The 24,654-nt window shown below is 42.8% G+C and carries 27 protein-coding genes; 13 read left to right on the forward strand and 14 right to left on the reverse strand.

What is annotated here, in order from left to right; translation table 11 throughout:
- Positions 1-9: 9 nt before the first annotated feature.
- From B9Y69_RS03170 to B9Y69_RS03180, 3 genes are all read left to right on the forward strand, one after another.
- Complete coding sequence (locus tag B9Y69_RS03170) at positions 10-1,899, forward strand: RagB/SusD family nutrient uptake outer membrane protein (RefSeq protein ID WP_085471543.1); 1,890 nt, start codon at positions 10-12, stop codon at positions 1,897-1,899.
- A gap of 165 nt (positions 1,900-2,064) precedes the next feature.
- Complete coding sequence (locus B9Y69_RS03175; RefSeq protein ID WP_085471544.1) at positions 2,065-3,471, forward strand: aminotransferase-like domain-containing protein; 1,407 nt, start codon at positions 2,065-2,067, stop codon at positions 3,469-3,471.
- Between the two features lie 83 nt (positions 3,472-3,554).
- Positions 3,555-4,073, forward strand: a complete 519-nt coding sequence (locus tag B9Y69_RS03180; protein WP_085471545.1) for an N-acetyltransferase — start codon at positions 3,555-3,557, stop codon at positions 4,071-4,073.
- Here B9Y69_RS03180 and B9Y69_RS03185 read toward each other — a convergent pair.
- The 8 genes from B9Y69_RS03185 to B9Y69_RS19175 form a co-directional block, all read right to left on the reverse strand.
- On the reverse strand, positions 4,035-4,964 hold the full coding sequence (locus B9Y69_RS03185) for a TIGR01777 family oxidoreductase (protein WP_085471546.1): 930 nt from the start codon (positions 4,962-4,964) through the stop codon (positions 4,035-4,037). The two genes, B9Y69_RS03180 and B9Y69_RS03185, sit on opposite strands and share 39 nt — an antisense overlap.
- 9 nt (positions 4,965-4,973) lie before the next feature.
- A complete protein-coding gene (locus B9Y69_RS03190) occupies positions 4,974-5,546 on the reverse strand; it encodes a lipocalin family protein (protein WP_085471547.1) in 573 nt (190 codons plus the stop codon).
- Positions 5,547-5,662: 116 nt separating this feature from the next.
- The gene (locus B9Y69_RS03195; RefSeq protein ID WP_085471548.1) at positions 5,663-7,603 is read right to left on the reverse strand and encodes an oleate hydratase; all 1,941 of its coding nucleotides are present in this window, start codon (positions 7,601-7,603) and stop codon (positions 5,663-5,665) included.
- An 800-nt stretch (positions 7,604-8,403) separates the two neighbouring features.
- Positions 8,404-9,987, reverse strand: coding sequence for a DHA2 family efflux MFS transporter permease subunit (locus B9Y69_RS03200; protein WP_085471549.1), 1,584 nt, complete (start codon positions 9,985-9,987; stop codon positions 8,404-8,406).
- Positions 9,988-9,992: 5 nt separating this feature from the next.
- The gene (locus B9Y69_RS03205; RefSeq protein ID WP_085471550.1) at positions 9,993-11,087 is read right to left on the reverse strand and encodes an HlyD family secretion protein; all 1,095 of its coding nucleotides are present in this window, start codon (positions 11,085-11,087) and stop codon (positions 9,993-9,995) included.
- A gap of 10 nt (positions 11,088-11,097) precedes the next feature.
- A complete protein-coding gene (locus tag B9Y69_RS03210) occupies positions 11,098-12,393 on the reverse strand; it encodes a TolC family protein (protein ID WP_085471551.1) in 1,296 nt (431 codons plus the stop codon).
- Positions 12,380-12,991: a TetR/AcrR family transcriptional regulator gene (locus tag B9Y69_RS03215; protein WP_085471552.1), complete on the reverse strand. Its 612-nt coding sequence runs from the start codon at positions 12,989-12,991 to the stop codon at positions 12,380-12,382. Before B9Y69_RS03215 ends, B9Y69_RS03210 begins: the two co-directional genes overlap by 14 nt.
- A gap of 230 nt (positions 12,992-13,221) precedes the next feature.
- A complete protein-coding gene (locus B9Y69_RS19175) occupies positions 13,222-13,383 on the reverse strand; it encodes a hypothetical protein (protein ID WP_159451800.1) in 162 nt (53 codons plus the stop codon).
- A 7-nt stretch (positions 13,384-13,390) separates the two neighbouring features.
- On the opposite strand from B9Y69_RS19175, the gene B9Y69_RS03220 reads away from it, so the two are divergent.
- From B9Y69_RS03220 to B9Y69_RS03245, 7 genes are all read left to right on the forward strand, one after another.
- A complete protein-coding gene (locus tag B9Y69_RS03220; protein ID WP_144036490.1) occupies positions 13,391-13,645 on the forward strand; it encodes a hypothetical protein in 255 nt (84 codons plus the stop codon).
- Between the two features lie 77 nt (positions 13,646-13,722).
- Positions 13,723-14,928, forward strand: coding sequence for an NAD(P)/FAD-dependent oxidoreductase (locus B9Y69_RS03225; RefSeq protein WP_085471554.1), 1,206 nt, complete (start codon positions 13,723-13,725; stop codon positions 14,926-14,928).
- A gap of 19 nt (positions 14,929-14,947) precedes the next feature.
- A complete protein-coding gene (locus B9Y69_RS03230) occupies positions 14,948-15,454 on the forward strand; it encodes a Crp/Fnr family transcriptional regulator (protein ID WP_085471555.1) in 507 nt (168 codons plus the stop codon).
- Between the two features lie 55 nt (positions 15,455-15,509).
- Complete coding sequence (locus B9Y69_RS03235) at positions 15,510-15,887, forward strand: DinB family protein (RefSeq protein ID WP_200811737.1); 378 nt, start codon at positions 15,510-15,512, stop codon at positions 15,885-15,887.
- 41 nt (positions 15,888-15,928) lie between these two features.
- Positions 15,929-16,075: a hypothetical protein gene (locus B9Y69_RS19260; protein ID WP_200811738.1), complete on the forward strand. Its 147-nt coding sequence runs from the start codon at positions 15,929-15,931 to the stop codon at positions 16,073-16,075.
- Positions 16,060-16,635: a Crp/Fnr family transcriptional regulator gene (locus B9Y69_RS03240; protein ID WP_085471556.1), complete on the forward strand. Its 576-nt coding sequence runs from the start codon at positions 16,060-16,062 to the stop codon at positions 16,633-16,635. Before B9Y69_RS19260 ends, B9Y69_RS03240 begins: the two co-directional genes overlap by 16 nt.
- Positions 16,636-16,698: 63 nt before the next feature.
- Complete coding sequence (locus tag B9Y69_RS03245; RefSeq protein WP_085471557.1) at positions 16,699-17,709, forward strand: NAD-dependent epimerase/dehydratase family protein; 1,011 nt, start codon at positions 16,699-16,701, stop codon at positions 17,707-17,709.
- Between the two features lie 49 nt (positions 17,710-17,758).
- Here the strand turns inward: B9Y69_RS03245 and B9Y69_RS03250 are convergent, their stop codons facing one another.
- Positions 17,759-18,331: a hypothetical protein gene (locus B9Y69_RS03250; RefSeq protein WP_144036491.1), complete on the reverse strand. Its 573-nt coding sequence runs from the start codon at positions 18,329-18,331 to the stop codon at positions 17,759-17,761.
- Between the two features lie 78 nt (positions 18,332-18,409).
- Positions 18,410-19,894 (reverse strand): hypothetical protein, encoded by a 1,485-nt coding sequence (locus B9Y69_RS03255; RefSeq protein WP_085471558.1) that lies wholly within the window; start codon positions 19,892-19,894, stop codon positions 18,410-18,412.
- Positions 19,895-20,018: 124 nt separating this feature from the next.
- On the opposite strand from B9Y69_RS03255, the gene B9Y69_RS03260 reads away from it, so the two are divergent.
- Positions 20,019-20,351 (forward strand): HopJ type III effector protein, encoded by a 333-nt coding sequence (locus B9Y69_RS03260; protein ID WP_085471559.1) that lies wholly within the window; start codon positions 20,019-20,021, stop codon positions 20,349-20,351.
- A 69-nt stretch (positions 20,352-20,420) separates the two neighbouring features.
- Here B9Y69_RS03260 and B9Y69_RS03265 read toward each other — a convergent pair whose 3' ends face one another.
- Positions 20,421-20,825, reverse strand: coding sequence for a DUF5367 family protein (locus tag B9Y69_RS03265; protein ID WP_085471560.1), 405 nt, complete (start codon positions 20,823-20,825; stop codon positions 20,421-20,423).
- Between the two features lie 236 nt (positions 20,826-21,061).
- Between B9Y69_RS03265 and B9Y69_RS03275 the strand changes: the two genes are divergently transcribed.
- Positions 21,062-21,649, forward strand: a complete 588-nt coding sequence (locus B9Y69_RS03275) for a Crp/Fnr family transcriptional regulator (protein WP_085471562.1) — start codon at positions 21,062-21,064, stop codon at positions 21,647-21,649.
- 55 nt (positions 21,650-21,704) lie between these two features.
- Positions 21,705-22,388, forward strand: coding sequence for an MBL fold metallo-hydrolase (locus tag B9Y69_RS03280; protein WP_085471563.1), 684 nt, complete (start codon positions 21,705-21,707; stop codon positions 22,386-22,388).
- 46 nt (positions 22,389-22,434) lie between these two features.
- Here B9Y69_RS03280 and idi read toward each other — a convergent pair whose 3' ends face one another.
- The 3 genes from idi to B9Y69_RS03300 all read right to left on the reverse strand — a co-directional run bounded on the left by idi (position 22,435) and on the right by B9Y69_RS03300 (position 24,653).
- Positions 22,435-22,953, reverse strand: a complete 519-nt coding sequence (gene idi, locus B9Y69_RS03285; protein ID WP_085471564.1) for an isopentenyl-diphosphate Delta-isomerase — start codon at positions 22,951-22,953, stop codon at positions 22,435-22,437.
- 44 nt (positions 22,954-22,997) lie between these two features.
- Positions 22,998-23,729 carry a lycopene cyclase domain-containing protein gene (locus B9Y69_RS03290; protein WP_085471565.1) on the reverse strand — a complete coding sequence of 244 codons (732 nt, stop codon included), beginning with the start codon at positions 23,727-23,729 and terminating at the stop codon, positions 22,998-23,000.
- Between the two features lie 456 nt (positions 23,730-24,185).
- The gene (locus tag B9Y69_RS03300; RefSeq protein WP_085471567.1) at positions 24,186-24,653 is read right to left on the reverse strand and encodes an SRPBCC family protein; all 468 of its coding nucleotides are present in this window, start codon (positions 24,651-24,653) and stop codon (positions 24,186-24,188) included.
- Between the last annotated feature and the right edge of the window lies 1 nt (position 24,654).

Below are 24,654 nucleotides of genomic sequence, written 5' to 3' on the forward strand. Positions count from 1 at the left end.
ATACGTAAGATGAAAAAGTTAAAACTTATTATTACAGGTCTATTGCTATTGACCTCCTGCAATAAATACTTAGATGTGGTGCCCGAAGGAAAGGCAACCATTCAGGATATCTACCGTACACAACTACAAACACAACGTTTCGTATACACCCTATATGGTAGCATGCCAGATCGCTTTAACCTTCAAGTAATGCCTGATATGTTTGCTGGAGGTGATTTTATTTCAGGCTATTATGGTTCTGTTCGGTATTTCACGTATAAAAGCTTGATTTACGGGTTAGAATCATCCAGCAGTACCTATTATGGTTTATGGTCTACCGTTTCGACCTTTCCAACAGGTGCGTGGCGCTATAACATCTTCGAATCCATCCGTAACTGTTACAACCTCATTGCCAATATTGATAAAGTACCCGATATTACGCCAGAGAATCTAAAGCATTGGAAGGGAGAAGCGTATTTCTTGATTGCTTATTACCACCAGATCTTATTGGAATACTATGGCCCTACAGTTCTCGTACAGGGGGAGATCCCCTTGAATGCGGGAGACGAAGACGTATACTTGAAAAGAAGACCGTACAACGAGTGTGTAGACTTTATTGTGGGGAAATATAATGAAGCGGTACAATATTTACCGAACAGTTGGGGGAACGATGAGTTGGGCCGCGCAACGATAGCTTCTGCCATGGGACTAAAGGCACGGTTGCTGCTTTATGCTGCATCGCCCTTAGTGAATGGCAATTCCGATTTCTATGCGGGCTTTAAGAACGAAGATGGACAGAACCTCATTCCGCAACAGTTTGATAAAGAGAAATGGCGCTTGGCGATGCTTACGGCCAAAGAAGCGATCGATTACTGTGAGTCGAATGGTTACAAGCTGTACGAAAGTCCGAGTGCAACGAATAAGCCCGATATGGAACGCGGTATTCAAAACTACCACTCCACATTTGTTGGCGAAGGGTCGGGCTCATTTTGGAATACCGATGAGATCTTATTTGGCTTCGGAAACCAAGCTTCTGTTGCCTATACGATCCGTAACATAGCACCTCGGATTGGGTTTAAGACGTATTCAAGTAAAGGGTTCCGGGGCTATGTATTCCCAACTTGGGATTGTATCCATAGTTATTATTCCAAGAACGGACTTCCGATGGATGTAGATCCTTTGACAAAGAACCTCAACTTATACACGGTGGCGCCGGGCGATAGTACGGCCCTATTGAACCGTAATAGAGAACCTCGGTTCTACGCATCGGTGGGTTTTGATCGCGGCAGTTATCAAATCAATGGTGGAACCATTACCATTCGTAGTCGTCGGGGCGAGATGCAACAGAATGATGGAGATCCTAAAAATGAATACCAATCGGATAATGGCTATTATTGCCAAAAATGGATCTCTAAGGTGGATTCGTATAATGCAACAAGCGATGTCATTACTTCCAATAAGTACCAGATTCCATTGTTGCGTTTGGCGGAGCTATACCTTAACTATGCGGAGGCGGACTTCGAGTACAATGGGAGTTTAAGTGCGCAGAGCCTTACCTACCTTAATAAGGTGCGTCGCAGAGCTGGGCTTCCTAATTTTGAGGCTTCTTGGGCAATTGTAGGCGGCATCCCTAGCGGTGAATCATTGCGTAAAGTACTGCAGCAGGAGCGTTCGATCGAGTTTTTTATGGAAGGGAGACGCTTTCATGATATCCGCCGTTGGAAGATTGCTCATATTGAGATGACCCGCGAGCAGAAGTCCTGGAATTTGGCCGGTAAAACGCAGAATGATTTCTATCAAGTTAAACCGATGAAAGAGGGTGGTGTGCGTGTATTTGAAAGTCCAAAGACCTATTGGTTGGCTATTCCGCTAGATCAGCTGAATACCAACTACAACCTGGTACAGAACCCAGGATACTAGATATAGTAATTTGGTAGTCGTAAAGGTGGTGCCTAGGGAGGTCACAATAGTGATTTCCTTTAGGTGCCATTTTTTATGGAAAAGGGTGGGGTGCTTTTATCGTCTCTAATTTTAGTTAGATTTGCAGTACAGGGGTCTAATTTTTTATAAACAAGGGGTACAGATATGCGCGGGTACAAGTTCGAAATATTTACGGCAGAGATCGAGAGAGATATTAGGGAAGGTGTTCTTAAGGCAGGGCAGAAGCTTCCGTCAGTCCGTATGTTGAAGGAAAGGTACCAGATGAGTATGAGTACGATCCAAAAGGGCTATGAACATCTGGTTCTTTTAGGTTTAGTAGAGAGTATACCGCAGTCCGGCTATTTCGTTAGCACCCGACCAGCACTTATTTCTACGGATCGTGTGTCCCCTTTAATCGTGGTTCATGATCCCGTATTTAGGAATCACTTAGAGGCGACTACAGTTCGCCGAGACCAACGTCATCAATCGGCCTTTCATGTGGCTGCTCCGGGCGATGTGGTTATGCCCCAGAAACTATTGTTGCGCACGATGCAGCAGGTGGTTCGTGAGGAAGGTGCTGGATTATTGCGCTATTATCCGTTTGACGGAGACCCTGAACTAAAAGCGAAGATCATGGAGCGTGCGGCACTGTATCGTACACCCATCCGTATGGAAGAGTTGATCATTACCGATGGTGCTCTGCAGGCTTTGCATATCGCTTTAGCAAGCGTGTGTGAGGCAGGAGACCTTGTGGCCATAGAAAGTCCGTGCGTCTTTTCGATGCTCGAAGTGATACGGGTGCTGCGGTTAAAAGTCATCGAGATCCCTGTTGATGCACAGGAGGGCTTTGATGTGGATATGCTGCAAAGAGCCTGCGACAAGAATGCCATAAAGGCGGTTATCGTTACGCCTAATTATCATAATCCTACGGGAACGATACTTTCTCACGCCCAGAGGGAGGCTTTGCTGGCTGTGGCTGACCGCTATGACATGGCTATTATTGAAAACGATGTATATGGAGACTTAGGCTTCCACGGGCAGCGCCCCCTGCCGTTAAAGGCGTTGGATAAGCGCGGTTTGGTACTTTCTTATTCCTCATACGCCAAGACCGTGTCCCCAGGTATTCGCTTGGGCTGGTTGGCGGCAGGTCGATTTACGGAGCGTGCCGAACAAATTAAATTTACGCTAGGCAGTACTGTTTCGCCTATCTATCAAGAAGTGATGAAGCGTCTTTTGTCGGGAACAAGTTACGATCGCCATCTTCGGGCGTTTAAGATGCAGCTGGCGAAAAATGCGTATCAGGTTACTCATATCTTGGCCGATAGCTTTCCCAAAGGGACATCTTTTGTTACGCCCTCGGGCGGATTTAATGGCTGGGTGAAGCTGCCTAAGGATACGGATATGGATCTCTTCTATAGGCAATGTGAAAAGTGGAGGGTACAGTTTACACCGGGATATACTTTCTCGTTCTCAACCCAGTATGATTCTTGTTTTAGGATTGTCTTTGCAGACCGTCTCTCCGCACAGAAGATCGAAGCGATACGGGCTGTCGGGCAGGCTATGGGCGCCTAACTGTATCGTTGTAATGTGCTTAAACTGTATGCTTCTTTCTGTGTGATGCTTGCTAGATTTGGAGCATTAGATCACATATAGCGATGGAAATTATTACCAAATTTACAGTAGCTACCGAGCAAGGGGTAGACGTATTAATGGAGCTTACGCAAGCACTCACCGTAGAAAAGCTGGGACCTTTGTTAGCGCCAGACGTATTGGACAATCATATACGCCACGAGCTTACCAAGGAAAAACTTGTCATGGAGCTCAACAGTATGTCCAATCAATGGCTGGTGGTGTATGTTGATGGGCGTGCAGCAGGCTATGCACGGATTACATCCAAAGGACAAAGGCCTGCATCGCTTCAGGGGGGACGTTCCATACGTATTGCCGATTTTGGCATCTTAGCTAAATACAATACCTCAGCTGTATATATGGCTTTGCTGGATAAGTGCCTTTCTGTTTGTCGTTCGTATGAAAATATTTGGGTTCAGGAGTATGTGGACCACCCCGTATTGGAGCTCCTGGAGGAGCATGGTTTTGTCCAACAGGAGGGAAGTTCTGTTTTAGGCGATTTGCCGCTAGCTTCTGTTTTTCTGGTGCGCAGGGCTATCGAGTGATTTCTCGAGTGTATCATAGCTGAATTGAAAACCTACGCTTTTGATTTTTTCATTACTGACGCGGGAACCTTCGAGCAACATGATGGACATTTCTCCCAACAACAGTTTGATAAGGAAGGCGGGGGCATGCGGTAGAATACTCCTTTTGCCGACAGCACGGAGCAGTGCTTTAGAGAAATCGTTTAGGGTAATGTGCGTAGAGGCGGTTGCGTTGAAAGCACCTGAGGGTGGATTTTGGACCAATAGAAAGCTGTATATCTGCACCAGGTCGCGAACATCGATCCATGGTAGATACTGCTTGCCGCTGCCTAAGGTGGTGTTAATACCTAGCTTCGCAAGAGGCGCTAGTTTGTGGTACATCCCACCATCTGGACCGATAACGACGCCTTTGCGGAGAATGATGGTTTTAACCCCTAAGTCAGCAAATCGCTCTGCTGCGTTCTCCCATTGCCGGCAAGTGGTCGCCAGAAAATCGGTTCCACTGGGCGACTCTTCTGTAAATATATCTTCCCGCGTAATAGCGCCATAAAAACCTACGGCAGAAGAGGAAATCAACGTGTCGATAGGTAGTTTGTATTTCTCAATATATTGATAGAGTACGTTCAAAGACTGGACGCGACTTTCTATAATCTCGCTTTTGCGTTTGGCGGTCCAACGCTTTTCGCCGATATTGGCGCCAGTCATATTGATAATCGTAGATACCCCGTCAAAAGCTTGGGCATCTATATAACCGGTCTCCATATTCCAAGTGTAATAACGCACCAATTGGTTGTCGCTACTGCGCTCGCTCCGGCTTAAGACATGGAGGGAATAGCCTAAAACGGTCAAATGCGTAATAAGATGCTTCCCAATAAAGCCGGTGCCACCAACGAGCAGTATAGTCTTAGCCATAAATACCTCTTATTTTCTGTCTTGAAGGTACGGGTTGTTCGTTCGATCCTGTTTCACCCAGATCAATCGGTTCGTGTCATAGCCGATTTCCTGTGCAACCTTAAGGAAATTTGCTTTAACATCGTCTGGGATAGTTTTTTCCCGTGCAAGAATCCAGAGGTAGTCCAAATTTTTACCCGCGATCAAAGCATACTGGTAATTATCGTCCATCGAAATGACATTGTATCCCGAATAAAAAGGACCGAAAAAACTAACCTTTAGTGCGGCCGTGTTTTTATCGCCTCTGAATTTAGCGAGACCATCGGCTTTCTCCCAGGTGTTCTTTTTGTAATTGTAACCACTGTTCAGGACGATTACATTTCCGGCATCATCCAGCTTGTACTGCGCCGATGTATTATCGAGATCCTTTTCAAAACGGAAGTCAAATCGAGCGATTTCATACCAGGTACCTAAATAACGATTGATGTCAAAATTTGTAACAGGGATGGCTTTTTCAGGCTTGGATGAAGAACAGGAGGCAAAAACTGCTAGTACAGTGCTAATAAGGAAGAGGTATGTTGTGATTCTATGTGCGTTTTTCATTACTGATTGTTTTTAGTGTAAAAAAATCCGGTAAAGCAAAAGAGAGAATAACCTGCCTCGTGATGATTTGCGTTATTCTCCCTAAAAGTAATGAGTTTTTTTGATATTCAGGAAACCTAGTTTCTAAAGGTGCCTATCCAGTCCTTCAGTTTTGAAAGCTGTTCGGTGAGGAATGATTCATGTTCTTCTTTTTCCTCTTTCCGTTCTACCAGTATATGTTCGAAGTAAGTTCCTTTGAGGATTTTCCGTAAGAAACCTTCGCCTAGGAACGGTTTATAGTCATTCAATGCCTGGGTGGCTTTTAAGAGATGACGGATATCGTATTGTAACGGATTAATATCTGGAACCTGTTTGTTTAGATTAAGCAACTCGTATACAGCAATCCTTGCCGTACGCACAGAACTCTCCATCGTAAATACCACATCATTGTTTGTTTCTACAAACTGTCCCACTAAACCGAGGTTGGTGCATCCTTCGGGCACAACACGCGGGCGATCACCTTGGGCACGTGGCATAAACATGGAAGTGATATAAGGCATGAAAGAGGAGCGTACGATGGTATTTTCAATGACATTGTCCAGTTGATCGCTAATACCTAGATGGTAACATAGCTCAGACAGGATTTCATTTCCGGTACATTCGGGCATTGTTTTTTGAACATGATTACCTTTTTTATCCATAAAGAGAGAATATACCCAAATCACAAGGATATCATCTGGCTGGGTTGGAAAGTGAGGCTGTCTGTTACAGGTAAAGCTCATCAACCAATTGGAATCGGTAATGGTAATAATCCCGCCCGTTGCCGTGTTGCCCGAGTAGGGGTCATTGACACAGAGTTCTTTTAGCTTTTCGACAAACGCAGAAGGTCGACATGTTAAGGTTGCGGACTCCCAAGATGATTTTTTAATATCGCTATAAAATTTGTGTGGCCGACCAAAAACGTCTGATTTGGTAGCCAAGTTTTTCCATAGCTTCCAGCCATCGCTCTCGCTACCACTTTTATTATCGATGGTAATATTCGGAGCTGTATCATTTGTGCCATAAAAGGTGCTTTCTGTCATGGAGCTCGTTGTCGCAATCACAAAGTCTTCGGGCCCAACAGCGATTTTAACGGTCTTACCGTCTTGTTTGGTTAGGATATGCTGGACAACTTTCGTTGTTCCTGAAATTTGAATATCCAGGTCTTCTACGAGTGTGTTGAATTGGATCTGTACGCCTTTGTCGACCAAGAAATTTTTTAAGGGTGTGACAAAGCTATCAAACTGGTTATATTTAGGGAATACAAGGCAAGAAAAGTCTTTCATCCCATCAATAGCATGGAGAAAGCGATGCATATATAGTTTGAGTTCCAACAAGCTGTGCCAGTTCTCAAAGGCGAACATAGAACGCCAGAAGTACCAAAAGTTACTGTTCAGAAAGGAATCATTGAAATAATCTTCAATAGTTAGATCATCTAGTTCTTCTTTTTTCTTGAGCAGTAATTTGATGATGGCGAGTTGATCCTTCTTCTCGATTCCAAATTTGCTAAAATCCTGCACTTGACCTTGTTTGTGTATCAAGCGGGATTTGGAATAATTGGGGTCGTTATCGTTCACGAGGCGGTATTCGTCCAACACACTATATGGTGCAGGCAGCTCGAGGGCTGGAATATCTTGGAAGAGATCCCATAGATTTTCATAGGTCATGTCCATTTCGCGTCCACCACGAATAATATAACCTTCTTTTGCATTTCCCGCGCCGTCTAAGGAACCACCTTCCACATGGAGTTGATCTAGGAAAATGATATTTTTTCCCGGAATGTGTCCATCACGTATAAAATAATAGGCGGCAGCCATGCCTGCAATACCACTTCCAACGATGTAGATTTTGCTGTTGTCAAAGGATTTGGAGGGAATTCCTTTGTTGCGCTGATAGTTTCCGATCTGATCCGAAAAGGGCATTGTTTTTTCGGGGGTATTGATCTGGATTTCTTTGCTCGAGTCAGGTTCGTGGTTTACCTTTCCGAATTGTCTCGAACTGTTCAAGACTTTGTCGAATTTCGATGTAGATTTTTTCATTGTTAAATATTTTATTATTAACAACTTAAATTTAATCTATTTTTTCTCTACATGAAAGTTTGGTGGTTAAAATAGAAAAAATATAACACTACCTTAATAATGATATAGAATTTTTTTTCTGATTTTATCCTGTTTCATCCTCCCGAGAGTGGAGGGATCTACGAAGCATGTAGGTAAACGAACTACAGGTCATAGACTCCAACCTCACCACTTCACTTCTTAACTCTCTAACTTGTTAGCCCAACTACGGCCTCTATGCCGGCCAGGCATCTTACTTTTGCCGAAAAAGTAAGCAAAACTCGTCGCTAGGAATATTTGCAGGGATGGGCTGTGCATAGACAAGTTTGTAGAGGAGCAAATATTCCTCAGGCGACATGGAGTGGTTAAGGATAGCCAGAAGCTTTGTAAGGGGTATAAAATGAAAGTTTCTTGTGCTCTATATAGTGTAAGTCTTGTTCCAGTAGGCAAATCGTCATCCCGAGAGTGGAGGGATCTACGAAGCATGTAGGTAAACGAACTACAGGTCATAAATTCCTCCATATATCTCGTTCGGAATGACGTTGCGCGAGCTTGTGATACTTGGCAAGCAACAGCGCGTGGCTTGTTTGGTTATGGATTGATCTACGGACACGAGCTAAAAGCTCGCGCTAGCAGTGGTCTTGTCGCTTCGCTAGCGCGAGCCTGCGGCTCGTGTTTGTTTTATGTGGGGTGGTTTTATACCTACGGCTTTGCTACAGTCCATAAACTCCAATCTCACCACTTCACCACCTCACTTCTTAACTCCTTAACTCTTAACCCTATTAATGCATATTCGACATATCCACTTTATTTTTGCCTTGCTTGATCAGCAGTACAAAAGGTACGCAGATTAAAAACAGAACCCCGAGGTATAGGAAAACATCCATGTAAGACAATACGGTCGCCTGCTTCATGACGGTGCCTTCGATCAGTTGGTGTGCTTTCGCGAGTGCCTCATTCGGACTAAATCCTTTGCTTACAAAATTTGATTGCATCCCGGCAATCCGCTGTTGCACCTCGAACCGCGAAGGGTCCAAGTGCGAGATGAGGTCCACCCGATGGTGCTGTGTATCTCTGGAGATAAACGTGGTAATTAAGGCAATCCCAAAAGAGCCACCCAGCTGTCGGCTCATACCGGTAAAAGCAGCTCCTTCACCAATTGCTTTCCCTGAAAGTGTCGATAAAGACAACGTCATAACAGGTACAAATAGCAAGCCCAATCCAACGCCACGGATGATGAGTGGCCAGAACATGTGCTCCGCACCGGTATCGTTCGTGATTAGGCCGAACATGAAGAAAGAAAAGCCAAAAAAGATGCAAAGTCCGACGGCCACCATATATTTCTGTGGGACGCCCGATTGTATCATCTTACCGATAAAAGGCATCATGATCCCCGTCATAATGGAGCTCGGTATAAGCAACAGTCCTGCATCAGTCGCTGTCCACCCCAAAATAGACTGGGTGTAAAGCGGAATGATAAAGGTGGATCCAAATAGCCCAAAACCGAGGATAAAACTCATCACGGTCCCCACCTGCAGGTTCTTATCCTTCAACACCCGGAGGTTTACGATCGGCTTCGCGTAGGTAAGCTCACGCCAGATAAAGAAAAACAAACCGAAGAATGATAAGATCGACAGCACCAAAATGGTCGAGTCCTCAAACCAATCATCCTGTTGACCATGTTCCAGCACAAACTGTAGGGATCCGATAAACATAATCAAGAAAATCATGCCCCACCAATCCACTTCCCGAGCCGATTGCTTATTGCCATATTTTGGACTCTTTACCAAGGAAATAGCCATCATTGTCGCTAAGATACCCAGCGGCACATTGATGTAAAAGATATACGGCCAAGAGTAGTTATCGACAATATATCCACCCAGGGGAGGTCCCAACGTCGGGCCTACGATAATTCCCATCCCATAGATCGCTTGCGCCATACTTCTTTTTTCGGGCGGATAAGTCTCCGTGAGAATGGTTTGCGCGGTTACCAGCAGCGCACCACCACCCATCCCTTGGATAAACCGAAAGGCTACGAGTTCCCAAATATTTGTGGCGTTACCACAGAGGAATGAGGCAAGGGTAAAAATGATAATGGAAGCTGCAAAGTAGTTGCGGCGACCAAATTGTTGCGATAGCCAGCTGGTCATCGGGATAACGATAACGTTGGCGATTGCGTAAGCGGTAATCACCCAGGCTACATCGGTAAGGGTAGCGCCCAGGGTACCTTTCATATCATTGAGTGCGACGTTGACAATGGTCGTGTCGACAATTTCCAACAAGGCACATAGGATACAGGTAAATGTTATTAATGCACGTTTGACTCCATATTCGACCAAACTGTCATTTCCAGTCAATGTTTGCATAGCGTTTATTTAATATGAACGTCGACATCTACGTTCATTCCAGGACGTAACATCTGAATGAGTTCTTGTTTGTTGGATGCGGCCAATATGATTTTTACCGGTAGACGTTGTACAGTTTTTACAAAGTTACCTGTCGCATTATCTGGAGGCAACAACGAGAATTTTGAACCAGTAGCCGGAGAGAATGACTCCACCTCACCCTCAAAAGTATTATCGGGGAAAGCATCCACTTTGATTTCTACCTTTTGGCCAGCACGAATCTTGTTCAGCTGTGTCTCCTTAAAGTTGGCAACCACCCATGTTTCCTGTGTATTGATAATGTAAAACAATGATTGACCCGGATTAACCATCTGTCCTTCTTGTAGTTTAATGTTGGAAACCTGACCATCTACAGCGGCCGTTACCACGGTGTAGGCAACATTCAGCTCCGCCGCTTTAAGAACAGCCTTTGCTTTTTGGATGTTAGCTTCTGCCACCGATGTTTGCTTATTGGCAACGCTTGTTTTACTGATAACAGCCTGTTTCTGTGAGCTGCTCGCATTACGCTGCTGCTTTAGAACATCAACTTGTTTTTCGGCTTCTAACTTGGCGGTAAGTGCTTGCTCGTATTGCTGTTTAGTAATGGAGTGGTTCTTATACAGATTCGCATAACGCTCGAAATCATTGTTTGCCTGTTGCAGTTTAATTTCTGCACCTTCTATCGTACCCGTATTGGATAAGATGGTGGCATCCGAGATTGCTACATTTGCTTGTGTTGCCGAAACATCAGCCTTGGATACTTCAAATGATTTCTCGGCGACCGATACCGCGGCACGTGCCTCTTCCACACGCACATCATAGTCTGCTCGCTGAATCGTGAACAACGTATCGCCTGCTTTGACCATTTGGTTATCCTTCACGTAGATCTTGTCGATGTAACCGCCTACGCGCGGTATAATAGGGTTGAGGTTTCGTTCTACTTGTGCATCATCGGTCGTTTCGTGCTGCTGACTGTGTAGGTATTTATATACGCCGAATCCGCCACCCAAAAGGACAACTGCCACCAATACAATAATAAATTTGGGATTGGATGACTTTTTGTTTTCTATATTATTTTCCATGATTTCTATGCTATTTTAGATTAAGTTGACCACTGGCGAACAATAAATCGTAGTATTTCTCCACGATTGTAGCATCCCCAATAGCTTGGTTGATTTGACTTTGTAATTGCTGTACATCGGCCTCGAGCAGATCATCGGTATCTGCGACGCCGTTATTGTATTTATCTTGTACAATTCGGTAGTTTTCCTTTGCTTGCTCATAGGCTTCTTGGAAAAGCTTTTGCTTTTCTTTAGCCAATACCACCTCTTGTTGTGATTCTTGGATTTGTGTTTTGATGCGGTCCTGTGTCTGCGCTAAGCTTTGGTCGACCTCCTCGATATGTTGTCTCGCCACATTTACCTTCTTTTTATTCTTGTAAAGCGCACCAATATCATAGGATACCCCCAACCCAATGTTGGCGGCATTGGTAACCGTCACGATGTTGTGCACCTGCAGTGCAGCATAACCACCCGTTGCAAATACAGTCGGGTAGTACGCTGATTTTGTGATATTCAGCTGGTCTTGGGCCACATCCTTCTGGGCGGTCAATGATTTTATTTCGTAGCGATCATTTGGGTTCCCCGGGAGCAGGATAGCATCTGGATTTTTAGCCAATGTAATCGCTTCAAAATCGGTGTTTTCTTCCAGCCCCAAAAGGGTGCTCAGCTGATAGCTCAATATTTTGACATTTTTAACCGCTTCTTGGTAGGAAACCTTGTAGTTGGATAATTGTAATTGTGCTTTCAAGAGATCGTTTCTCGCAATTACACCATTGGTTTCCATGGCTTTGAAGTCGAGTACCTGTTGTTCTGATTTTTTGATGTTCTCCGCAATGAGGTGGGTCGTTTGTTGCGCTTTGTAGAGGGCGATGTAGAGGTGCATTCCCTGTATGGCGAGATTTTGTTTTTCTGCAATGGCTTGCAGCTCGCTTGATTTCCAGCTGTCTTCGGCCGATTTGATGCTGTTTTTTATTTTACCGCCTGTGTAGAGTGGCATATTCACAGCAAGTTGGCCTAAGAACAACCTGTTTGTCGCTATATCGGGCGCTTCACTTCCGCCTCCGACCGGAATTTTTAAGTCCACGGTTGGACTGTTCATCATCAGATAAGTTCCAGATAGTTTCGCTTCGGGCAGTTGGCTGTCTTTCGAAGCCTCGTACTCCAATTGTCGTGTTTTGACTTTGGAGTCTAACACCTTCGCATCGTTTGAATTATGGTATGCCAGCTGCATAACCTCTTCCAAACTCAGCTGTTTCTTTTCTTGGGCAAAACTACCGGCAGAAAAGAATAGCATGCACATGGCCATGCTCCAATTATTTATTCTCATGTGTTAAGATTGCTTTTATGGTAAATTTTAAATGTGTGCGCAGTAGTTCTTTTTGCATATCATCAAAGTCCTCATCGGGCTTCAAGATCAGCAGCTCCTCATAAAGAGAACGGTTCATCCGAAAGTTCATCAAGGTGCCGATCATCGTACTGTTGATCAGCAATGGGTCGTAGTAACGGAAGTCGCCACGTGCATGACCGTAGTCTATCACTTCCTTGATCAGTTGGATATTATGCTTACGAAGCTCCTTGAAAACCGTGGAATTGATAATACGTTTTTTTATCGTTGCCTCTGTAAAAAGAAGCTGGTAGACGTCTTTATTGTTGATTTTAGAATTGACATAATGTTCAATCATTTTATCCAATCGTTTAAAAGAGTCCACTTCCTCGTTGTATTCTTCAGGTCTCATTTTATACGATTCGGCCGCGCGCTTAACAATCAGCTCCAAGAGGTTGGTCTTTGACTCAAAATAGTAGTTGATCATCGCGACATTGATGCCTGCCGCCTGTGCGATATCGCGCACCGAAGTGCCTTCAAATCCATTTTTGGCAAATAAGGATTCAGCGATTTCTAGTATTTCCAGTTGCTTTTGATTCATGCCTTTTTTGAAAAATAGTGTGCAAATTTAAACAAATGTTTAATTTAAACAAGTGTTTAGTTTTGCTTGTAAAAAAAAGTTACATTCGGATGTGAATAATTGATTTGGTTGGGAGGAGGTATGTTCAAATACTAGGTTTAAAGGCTGTACGGGCTATTTTGTACGATAAACACTGACCTCTCCGTAGTAACGCGAACGGCCTTTGTGGCAATTCCTGTCAGCTTTGCCATCTAGCCTATACGCTTTGTGCTATAGTCGACACGCGAAACAGTAAAGGAAGTCACTTGCATGCCTCCCGACGACGTTTTGCTCGCATGGAAGGAGTGCGATGCGGGGATGTCGATGGACGAAAGGTGATCGACGGAGGGCATTGGATTAAAGGCTTCCGTCATCGTGCTAATGTACGTCAGGTTTGTGTTGATTCCTATCTTCTTTGTTCGCAGGTCTGTTGTCGATGCTTACATGTCCATGCATGACGACGCATTGTCGTTGTCTGGTAGTCTTCGCCGTTATAACTATGCAGCAATGTCGTTCGGGTTTGCCATCATTGCAGACGCCGATGCTACAAAGTGTATCGGCGATACGTTGACTTTTTTAGTCGGTGTGACCCATCATGTGGATGGCTGTTTTAGTTTTTTACGCAATAAGGTTTAAAGAAATATATAAAAGTAGGCGCAGGGGCGATATACATATAATTTTGTTATCTTCATTCTGGAATCAATTGAATTGCTATGGACTTAAAGTCGAATGAACCCTTTTGGTTGGTTAAGAATGGTATCATACAATCGTATCCTTCGTTAAGGGAAAATCTTTCTTGCGAAGTACTGGTCGTCGGTGGTGGAATCACGGGAAGCTTAATCGCGCACCAATGTATGGAGGATGGGTACGACACGGTTTTAATCGATAAGCGGGAGATCGGGTTCGGTAGTTCATCTGCAACGACGGCGATGTTACAGTATGAGATCGATACGTCATTGCATAAGCTAATAGAAGATATTGGGGAACAAGATGCAATTGCAAGTTATAAGGCCTGTTCGGATGGTATCGACCGATTGGAGAAGATATGTCAGGAAATAAAGTCTAAAGCAGGTTTTAAACGTAAGCAGTCCTTGTATTTCGCGGCCTTTAAAAAAGATGTTGCTGGATTAAAGAAGGAGCTGGAAGCACGGAGATCCGTTGGTTTTGATGTGCAGTGGATGGAGGCGGAGGCAATAGAAAAGGCGTTTGATATTGTAGGTACCTATGGGGGGATTTTATCGACACAAGGGGCAAGCGTGGATGCCTTTAAATTGGTGCATGAGTTGCTTGAGTTTAATAGTCGAAGAGGGTTACGGGTATTCGATAAAACGGAGCTCACCAAGGCGACATACCAGAGGACGACACATGCGGTGTCCCTAGATACAGGCGTACAGATAAGTACAAAGAAGATTATTTATTGTGTAGGGTATGAAAGCGTTAACCTGATACGGGAAAAGTTTGTTGATCTGATCAGTACCTACGCTATAGTTTCGGAGGTGACTCCTGTGCCGTTAAAGAAATACGACAACCTGTTGGTTTGGAATACGGCAGATCCCTATATCTATTTGCGGACGACAGATGATGGGCGGATGCTGATCGGTGGGGAGGATGAACCGTTCCGTGATCCAGAAAGGCGGGATCGCTTACTGGATAAGAAGACAGAAAGGCTCGAGACATCGGTGAGGAAATACTTGCCGCACGTTCCTTTTATCTGCGATTTTTCGTGGGCCGGTACTTTCGGACAGACGAAAGATGGACTGCCGTATGTGGGAACACATGATGATTTCGAAAAGAGCTATTTTGTATTGGGATTCGGTGGGAATGGCATTACATTTTCTGTTGCCGGCATGGAGATGGTAGCCCGATGGCTTAAAGGGAAGAAGCACCCTTTGGAAGGGTGCTTTGGATTTAATCGGTAGTTTTAGGGAAAACTAGATAATGGAAGAGATTATTGCACTATCAGAGAAGGTAGTCGTTGTAGGGAGAAACGAGTTTTTGACAGTAAGTGGTACCATCGATACTAATTTATATTATGTGGAGCGGGGTAGCCTGCGTGTCTTTGTTTTGGACGATCAAAATGAACAGATTGTTCGGTTGGGGTACAAGCATGATTTAGTTGTTTCGTTGGATTCATTCTTGACAGGCAAGCCTTCGGACCTGTATATTCAGGCAATCAAAAAGACGGTTGTTCGTATTATTCCAAAGGCGCAGATCAACAATTTTTTGCAAGAAGAGGCGAACCGTACGCTGTGGATCAAGATTTTGGAGGAGTTGATTGTTTTGCAGTTGGAACGCGAGATTGATGTTTTAACCAGTTCGCCCCGAGAGCGTTATGAACGCGTGTTAAAGCGGAGCCCGCAACTGTTTCAAGAAATTCCGAGCCGGCATATCGCAAATTATTTACGTATGACCCCGGAAACATTGTCGCGACTTAAAAAGTCTTGATATCAATCAAGATTTATGAACGTTGCAATTTTCATTTTTGCATAAAACAAAGGTTATGCAGACAGAACAATTTATACAAAAGCTTTTATCCGAGACGGAGATGATCATCAGCCAGGTGAACCAGTTGAAATCTTATGATCTGGCGCAGTTACGCTGGCGGGAGAGCGACGCTTCCTGGAATGTGCTGGAGTGTTTGGAGCATTTGAACTTATATGGAGATTTCTACTTACCCGTGATGGAGCGCGATATCCGTCATTCATCTTCCTCGAGCGAAGCAGAATTTAAGAGCGGGATGTTGGGTGGGTATTTTGCGAAGAGTATGCTGCCAAAGGGAAAGCTAAATAAGATGAAAACGTTTAAGGATAAGAACCCGTTAAACAGTAAGCTCGATGGGGCGGTTCTGGATCGATTTCTGGAGCAGCAGGATAATTGATTATGCTCCTAGATAGCGCAAGAACCGTCAGTTTAAATAAAGTGAAAATTGAATTGTCCATTACCAAGTTCCTGAAGCTGAGGCTGGGGGATGTCTTTCAGTTCTATATCAATCATATGATGCGGCACATGAATCAGATTGATGGTATATTAGCAGCGAATAACAACAGACCATGCATACCAAGTTAATTGAAGTTATTACCCAATATGTAACGCTTTCCGATCAGGAGAAGGCGCTCTGCACACGTTATTTAGAGCCTATAAGCTGTCCAAAAAATAGCGTGATTGAAGAAGAAGGAAAAGTTCCGATGTATCTCTATTTTGTGGTATCGGGCTTTGTTCGTTTATTCCATTATAATGATAAAGGCGACGAAGTTACCACCCATATCAACTGCCCGCCGGGCTTTATAACGTCCTACACGCACTTTGCTAACCAGACTCGAGCAGAAGAGAATGTAGAGTGTGTGACGGCCTGTGAACTTTTGCGTGTTTCCAAAGCAAGTCTTGATCTATTAATTGAGCAAAGCTCTGCCTTTAAAGATTTTAGTATCCATGTGTTTCAGCAGTCCTTGTCTTATAATGAAAAGCGAGCAAGAGAGTTGGCGACGCTTACTGCTGAACAACGGTATTTAAGGTTGATGGACGAGTATCCAGAAGTGTTACATCATGTTCCGATGCAATATATCGCTTCTTTTTTGGGAATGAATCCGAAAAGCTTGAGTCGTATCCGAAAGCAAATCATTAGGTAACATTTGTGAAGTGGTTTTGAAGGAGTAAGGCTGAACTTTGTCTTACTATTTAAAATCAAGAACATGGTAGATAAAAAATTAGTTTTAGTGTCTGGTGCTAACGGACATTTGGGAACCAATCTCGTTAGGTTATTAATACAAAAGGGCTTTGCGGTTCGGGCCTCTGTGCGTAACCTTAAAAATCGTACGGCGCTGGATGGACTAGACTGTGAAGTTGTTCAGGCGGATATTACAGATAAAGAATCCTTTAGAAAGGCGTTACAAGGTGTCGATACCTTTTACGCTGTTGGTGCAGCCTTCAAATTGTGGGCGAAAGATCCACAGCAGGAAATTTACGAGGTGAATATGCAGGGAACGCGCAACACGATTGAGGCTGCAGCGGAGGAGGGGGTGAAGAAAATTGTCTATGTCAGTTCTATCGCTGCGTTAGACTATACGCATGTACCCACCCGAGAGAGTAATGGATACAACCCCGACCGAAGGGATGCCTACTATAACTCGAAGAATGATGGAGAGAAACTCGCTTTTAGATTGGCAGAGGAATTGGGGATAGCATTGGTCTCGGTAATGCCAGGCGCCATGATTGGTGGTGAGGCATTTTTACCGCTTAATGTCTCTTACGGTGTATTGGCACTGATTCTCAATAAACAGATTCCTGTAGATACGAACATTGCACTTAATTGGGTCGATGTAAAGGATATAGCCGAAGGTTGTTTTCTTGCGGCACAGAACGGGCGTGCAGGTGAGCGTTATATTCTTGCGAATGAAAAATGTATGACCATTACCCATACCACTAAGCTTGCGCAAAAGTTTTATCCGGAGCTCCAACTGCGAATTCCTGCTGCCGTTCCAAAGTGCATGTTGTTTGCTATCGCTGCATTAATGCAGTTTTCGGCAAAACTAAAAGGGAAGCCTCCTATCATTACAACAAAAGAGATAGCGATGTTCTCGGGCTTACAGCAAGACTTCGATATTTCCAAGGCGAGAAATGAGTTGGGGTTTAACCCGAAAGATAGCGAGTCTGCGGTTAAAGATGCGCTTGCTTATCTTATGACGCATAAACAGTTGCTTTAGACGTATCTAAGAAGTTTTTTGTAGCCAAAGAGGTATAGGATCCTCTTGGTTACAAAAACTCCGTTTTGCAATAATCGATTTTGTAGGTCCCATCCTCCGCAACGAGGGTTACTTCATTTTCTGTTTTGATACCTGCGCCGTAATCAATAACCACCCGAAAAACCAAGTCTTTAACCTTGCTGATCGTTAACGCCTTTAACTCGCCGATATCTCCATTTCCTCGACCAAAAAGCCACATTTCTTGCTCCGATATCGGGTATATGCCAGACCATTTGGCTTTATATTTTTTTTCGGCTGCTAGAAATTGTGAATCATCTAAATTGGAGGGGCCATATAGCTCACCAGATTCAGCTATAAAGTCTTGATAACGCTTGGTACAAAGCTTTTCCTCCACATTATAGTCGGGAAAGTATTTCTCTGAATCTTTGGTTTTGAATATACTTTTTAACCACTGTTCAGCAGTCTCCTGCGGAGTCACTGCTGAAGCACTTGATTCTGCATGGACCAACGCGGTTGTATCCTGTTTTGGTTTGTTCTGCGTGTGCTGGATACTATCCTTTCTTTGATTGCACGAGGCCATCATAACCAAGGATATACAAATGGCCAAATAAGTTTTTTTCATGTTGTAAATTTAATCAAACGAGACCCAGCCTTGCAAGTATATGTTAGAGGAAACAGGGACACATTTGGCGGGTAAACCTTACTTCTCGCGATACTCCAGTCCAGAAGGTATATCGATATAATAATGAATCGTGTGTTGCGCATCCAGTTTGCAGCTCACCAAACCATCCGAATTTATGGATTGATATCCTGTGGAACCGATGTCTCTTTTATGTTTATTGTCGTAAAGGGTATACAGTCCGTCATTCTCCTTTTGAAGGGCATAAATATCCTTTTCGGAATCCAGAAGCAGTATGTTATGGTATGCCGGCGCTATCTCCCAGGTATGATTTTTACTATTCCATAAGCCCATGGTGCGCTGCTGCTCTTTGTTCTCAATCGGGATCAGGAATCTATCATTCATCCCTTCATACCCGGCTATTTTTCCAAATTTCCACCCCTCAACGTTGTACTGGTCAGGAAAAATCATTTTTCGATCTGGCCAAACCAAATTACCCACCTGATCCAAAACCTTGAAATTATACACGTCGATATGATCCTCAACCTGCCCCAGGGTATCGATGTAGCGCCAGTCGAAGGCCCACACATCAGAATCGTAATTAAAGACACCAAGCAAGAAGTAAGGGGAGTTCGTAATGGAATACACCAATGATGTTTTTTTGATAAAATCGATTTGTGTGCTCGTTGCTTTAGTGATTTCCTTTGGAAATGCCTTTTCATACTGCGGAAAAGGGTAGACGTTATTGTTTTTACTATCCACCAACAGCTTAGGGACTTGTGGTTCATAACGTTCTTTATTGATTTCATGTAGAACGAGGTTGGTGCCCCTATATGTTATGGAGAGCGTCTCACTACCTTTTAACCCGTGGAGTAAAGCTTTGTTTTGATGTATGCCGTACATGGAAAAAGATCCATTGGAAGTTTTGAGCATGCGTTTGTTTTCTAGGAACTCTACGATGTTACCTTCCATTTTATGGAATCGGTTCTTTTTTATTTTGTATAGTGTCCCGTTCCAAAAGACATGATTTTCATCAACAGGTGTAAAATTGAGATAATAACTTTCATCGAGATAGGGCAGATCTTTTTGGAGGAGAACCTGCTTGGTTTCCAAAACGCCTATTTCAATTTTACGATAAGTCTGCTCTTTTTTTATGGCGCCACCTAAGATATTCCATTCCCATTGCCAAAAAGGCATTTTCTTTTCATACTCACTTTGCTTCTTGTAGAGTGTTAATCCATTTATCGTATGTAAGCGAATCTCGTGTTGAGAAAAATCCACTACTATTTTTCCATTTCCGTCAATGATTGCCGATTCATTCTTTTCATTTTCGACGACAGCGAAGCCGGTACTGGTATATGGGGAGGCACTTCGAAACTGTTGGTCGGATCGCGGCTTTAACGTGCTTTTATCGACGTAGATATACTTGTTTTGCTTTGTTAAAAAGGGAATGATCGATGTCGTATTCCATTGTGAAAGCAACAACGGTAAACCGTCTGTTTTTTCCTCGGTGCAAGCGGTCATTGCCGTTAATATACAAAGGACACTTAATAGTACTGTTTTCATGCTGTGAAGCTTAGTTCATCGTATGGAACAATATTAGGGAGAATTGTGGTATGAAAAAATCCCGATTATCAGCTATATTTGAGCTTTGCGCTTCAGGGAAGCGTATCATCCTAATACTTATAAAATGCTTTTAGAACAACTAAAAAACGACCCACAGACTATTGAATTTAATGATGTTATTGCATATATCGATGCGCATTATGATTTTACACCAACAAAGTTTACGAACGGTGATACGGTAAATGAAGCGAATCAAAACAATGGTTCTTGCAAAGTTTTTAGCTTTGCAAAGCTTCAACAACTCGAAAAGGAAGCGGTATTAGCACTTTTTGGTGCTTTCTACCGGGAGGACGTGCTAAAAAATCCTACCGGAACTGATCATCAGAATATACGCAATTTTATAACGCACGGTTGGGCAGGTATCCAATTTGAAGGAGCGGCACTACAAGCGAAATAAGCCAAGAGATACAAAAAGAAAAAGCAACGGTACACACGTTGCTTTTTCTTTTTAATTACGATCTCTCTATTATTTTTCTGTCCCTTGTTTTTTTCGCAACAAGCCAAAGACTAAGACCGTCGCATAGGCAAACATCAGCCAAGAAGCAAAGGTTTTGCTATATATTTCAGGCATATTGGTGAATATCTTTTCAAAAAATTGCACACATACCGTGTCAAGAAGCATTCCGGGCAATACCATGATCGCGGCCGATTTCACACTTTCAAGGTTGTTTAACTGGAACTTATTAAACACGGTTGTAGCGAGGAGACCGAGAGCTGGAATTAGAATGATATACAATGTGATTAATACAAATTCATTGTCGACAATAAAAAAATGTTGACCGGCAACTCTAAATAATACGGTGGCGGATAGCCATACCAAAAAGCCTACAATAAAGCTCACCAACGGGTAATTCTCTTTTTGTGTTTTCATTCTTTATCGATAAATAGTTTAGTAAGTTTTAAACATCGCTGCCACACTTTTAGTACCGTAGTAGCGATTTTTATAGCCTACAAAATTACACATTGTCGAGGATAAGTCCTTGCTTTTATTGGACGATTCCAAGACACTTGTCGATTTTTTGAATGTACAATAATTGGTAGATTTGACTGCTGCATACGGGATGTAATTCATAGAAAAACGAGATGAAAAAATAGACAAACGGCAAAATGAACGACGTATTAGAACATTATCTAGCCTCAGATGGCAAATTATCGATCGAAGAAATCAGCTTTTCTATGCCTTTTTTTAAGCCTATACACTTAAAGAAAGGTGATTTTTTTGTTCGCGAGGATGAGCCCTGTCGTTATATTGGTTTTATCGCTAAGGGGGCTGTAAAAGGATATGCCAATGACAACGTAGGAAAAGAAAACATAACCTGCTTCAAGTTTGAAAAGGAATTTATTACCTCGTTTGCGGAATTTGTGGCACAGGGAAAATCTAAAAGGAGTTTCAGGGCTATGGAAGATAGCGTGATTTATAGAATAAGTTTTCCAGACTATCAGCTGCTGCTTGATAGGGTGACGGCTTGGACTGCGGTTGTAAAGTCAGTGATGGAACAGGAGTATAACCAAAAAGAGTGCTATATGCTGAACTACAACAATAGGTCTGCCGTAGATAAATATCGCCATGTCCTTTTGTATGAACCGATGCTTGTACATCGAACAGCGACGCAGGACTTGGCCTCGTACCTAGGGATTACGCAACGCTCGCTGACACGGGCAAAAGGACAGATACATAGACCTAACGCATTATAGGACAAATGTCCTTAGGGAAGCATGATCTGTGCTGTAGTTTTGTAAAAAAAAAACTATGCTACATCAAATTGCTTCCGAAGTTTTCCAGATTTCACTGCTGCCACGCAACGGCATAAACTGTTATATTATTGAAAATGTATTGGTGGATTCCGGAATACGGAGTTCCTACGCGCAGATAAAGAAAGCTGTTCAAAAGATACCTATTCATACACATGTGCTTACTCATGCGCATGCAGACCATCAAGGTTGTAGTGATCGGATCTGCGCGGAGTTTGAAGTGCCTTTGTACTGTCATCCCAATGAAGTTTTTAGGACCGAGACTGGGCTGGTAACGCATGATTACCCGACACCACACCATTGGTTGGCAAAGCTTCAACAAAAGTTTTGGGCAGGGCAGGGCCATAAAGTAGAACGGACAATCGTTGAAAACGATAAGGTGGGGAACTTTACGGTAGTAGAGACACCGGGACATTCGCCAGGTCATATTTCTTTATTCCGTGAGCAAGATGGGGTCCTTATCATAGGCGATGTGGTAACCAATATGAATGTACTCACTACAGTGACAGGGCTTCGGCTCCCTCCACCTATATTTACCACGGATCAGCAGCGCAATATAAGATCGCTCCAGAAGCTAGCAGAACTGAATCCGGCTATTATTTGTTTTGGTCATGGACCTGTTATGCGCAATACAGATCGTAGGTTTGAGCATTTTGTAGCGCAATGCAGCGCCAAGATGTAAGAACAAACGGAATAGACTGGCATGTGCCGTCAGATTAACATCTATTTTATCGATTGATTTTTGAAAGTAACTCCGGAAAAGCCTGTTTGAACCAGACCGTGTAATGCGATGGATTATTTTTCATATCAGCTAAAATTTCATCTATACACATCCATTTATAATCGCTCACTTCATCTTTGTTTAAAACAGGATTTTGTTTAGAATAACCAACAAAAACATAATCCAGCTCGTGTTCCGTCAAATTATTTTCCACCCGCTCATTGTAGATAAATGAATAGACCAATTTTAGTTTACATTCCAGTCCCATTTCATAATTTAACCGCTCTTCTGCACTTAAGCCAACATCTTCTCCCCATTGCGGATGTGAACAACAAGTGTTCGTCCATAACCCTGCTCCGTGATACTTTTGACCTGCCCGTTGCTGTAAAAGAAGCTCTCCGTTATCATTAAATATAAATACCGAAAATGCACGGTGAAGGCACCCTTGTTCGTGCGCAATCAATTTTTCCATTTCGGCAATTGCATTGTCGTTTTCATCGACCAGTACTACATTATTTCTCTCCATTGCTTTGATTTAAAGGTTATGGGTTGTTTTTTAGCAACGCTTCTCTATATACTTTCAATGCGCTGTATCTTGCGTAACTTTTTGCTTTCATCGGGCGTATGTTGAAATATTTTAAAAAAGTAAAGCACCAAAAGAAATTGTGTATATCCATAGACGGCATCCTCAATTGGTATCGTTAGTATCCGTATACCCAGAAAATCTCCCGGATTGTAATTCACTATGGGTGTTTCTAATCCTGTGCCCGTCAGCATGCCATTTACAGGAAAAAAGCCTAACATCAAGATAGTAAACACCAGAGATGCCTTGCCAATCCAATCTGCCCGGACAATAAAATGTAGATAGATTAAAGTAATTATGGTAGCGACGGCTGTGACCAATGTATAGATTTTGTCATAGTGCAACAAAGCAATAACCGAACAGACAATCACACTAACGAAAACGATCAGGTTATTAAATACGGATAGCCATCCTAATTTGAAAAACTTTTCAAAACAGAAATAGGTAAACACGCATGAAAACGGAATGAAAATAAAGAAAAGCCATTCTTCAAGAGGCAATCCCGCTATCACTAATCCAAGGGTGTAATCTGTATTGAACCACCAGACACCTTTTGCCGTAAACCATATATCCCATAAAATAAATGGAATAGCAACTAAAATCGCAGCCTTTATAAACGCTCCAAAATAACGGTTAAAGCGAATTCTTCTATCGTAAGATGCAATGAAACAAATAATGACCGTAAGAAACAATATGGAGGAATAAGTATATGCCGTCATTTTTTTGCGGAATTAAAATACATTTTGAAATACTTTAAAGGCACATATAGAAAACCAAAACACTCGCCATTTTCTTTTCCGATATGCCTGTGATGTTGTTTGTGTGCCCTACGTAGCGCCAAAAAATAGGGACTTCGAGTTTGTGACAGAAATTTAATCCGTTGATGAATAAATATATCGTGCACAAAAAAATAGGCCATACCGTACAGCATAATTCCTAACCCGATATAAAACAGATAATTGAAGTTTTCAAGTGAACCGAAATACATCAAAGCGATGGTTGGTATAGCAAATATGACAAAGAAGTAGTCGTTTTTTTCAAGAATGCCCTCATTGCTGTGGTCGTGATGATCTCTGTGCAAAAACCAAAGAAAACCATGCATAACATATTTGTGGATAATCCAGGTTGCCCCTTCCATTAGTATAAAGGTCACCAATGTGATTAAAAAAGCCATATCAGTTCTTTATCGGGGTAAAAAGTTTCTCTAAAACATCATAGCGGAAATCAAAGATGTCCTTCAATTTCTTTTTTACAAAAAGTAAATGTGCCATCTTCCCCAAAAAGCCGAAAGGCAATTCATAATCTACCGTGTCTTTCATTAATACTCCGTCTTTGTTGGGAATAAATTCGTGAAAATGACTCCAATATTTATACGGCCCTTTCTCCTGAAAATCAGTAAAGCTTTTATTGGGGGCCACATGGGTAATTCTCGTTCTCCACTTCAAGGGAACTTTCAGCAATGGCGAAACGGTATAATCGATAACCATTCCTTCAACAATCTGTTTGCAGTAATAGTCAGACAGAACTGTAAAGCCCATATCTTTGGGGGTGATCTTCGAAAGGTTCATGGGAGTAGAGAAAAAGTCCCAGGCTGTTTCGATATCGCAATACAATTGTTGCTCCCTGTATAACTGATGTTTCATA

Source organism: Sphingobacterium psychroaquaticum (assembly GCF_900177625.1).
GTDB classification, from domain to species: domain Bacteria; phylum Bacteroidota; class Bacteroidia; order Sphingobacteriales; family Sphingobacteriaceae; genus Sphingobacterium; species Sphingobacterium psychroaquaticum.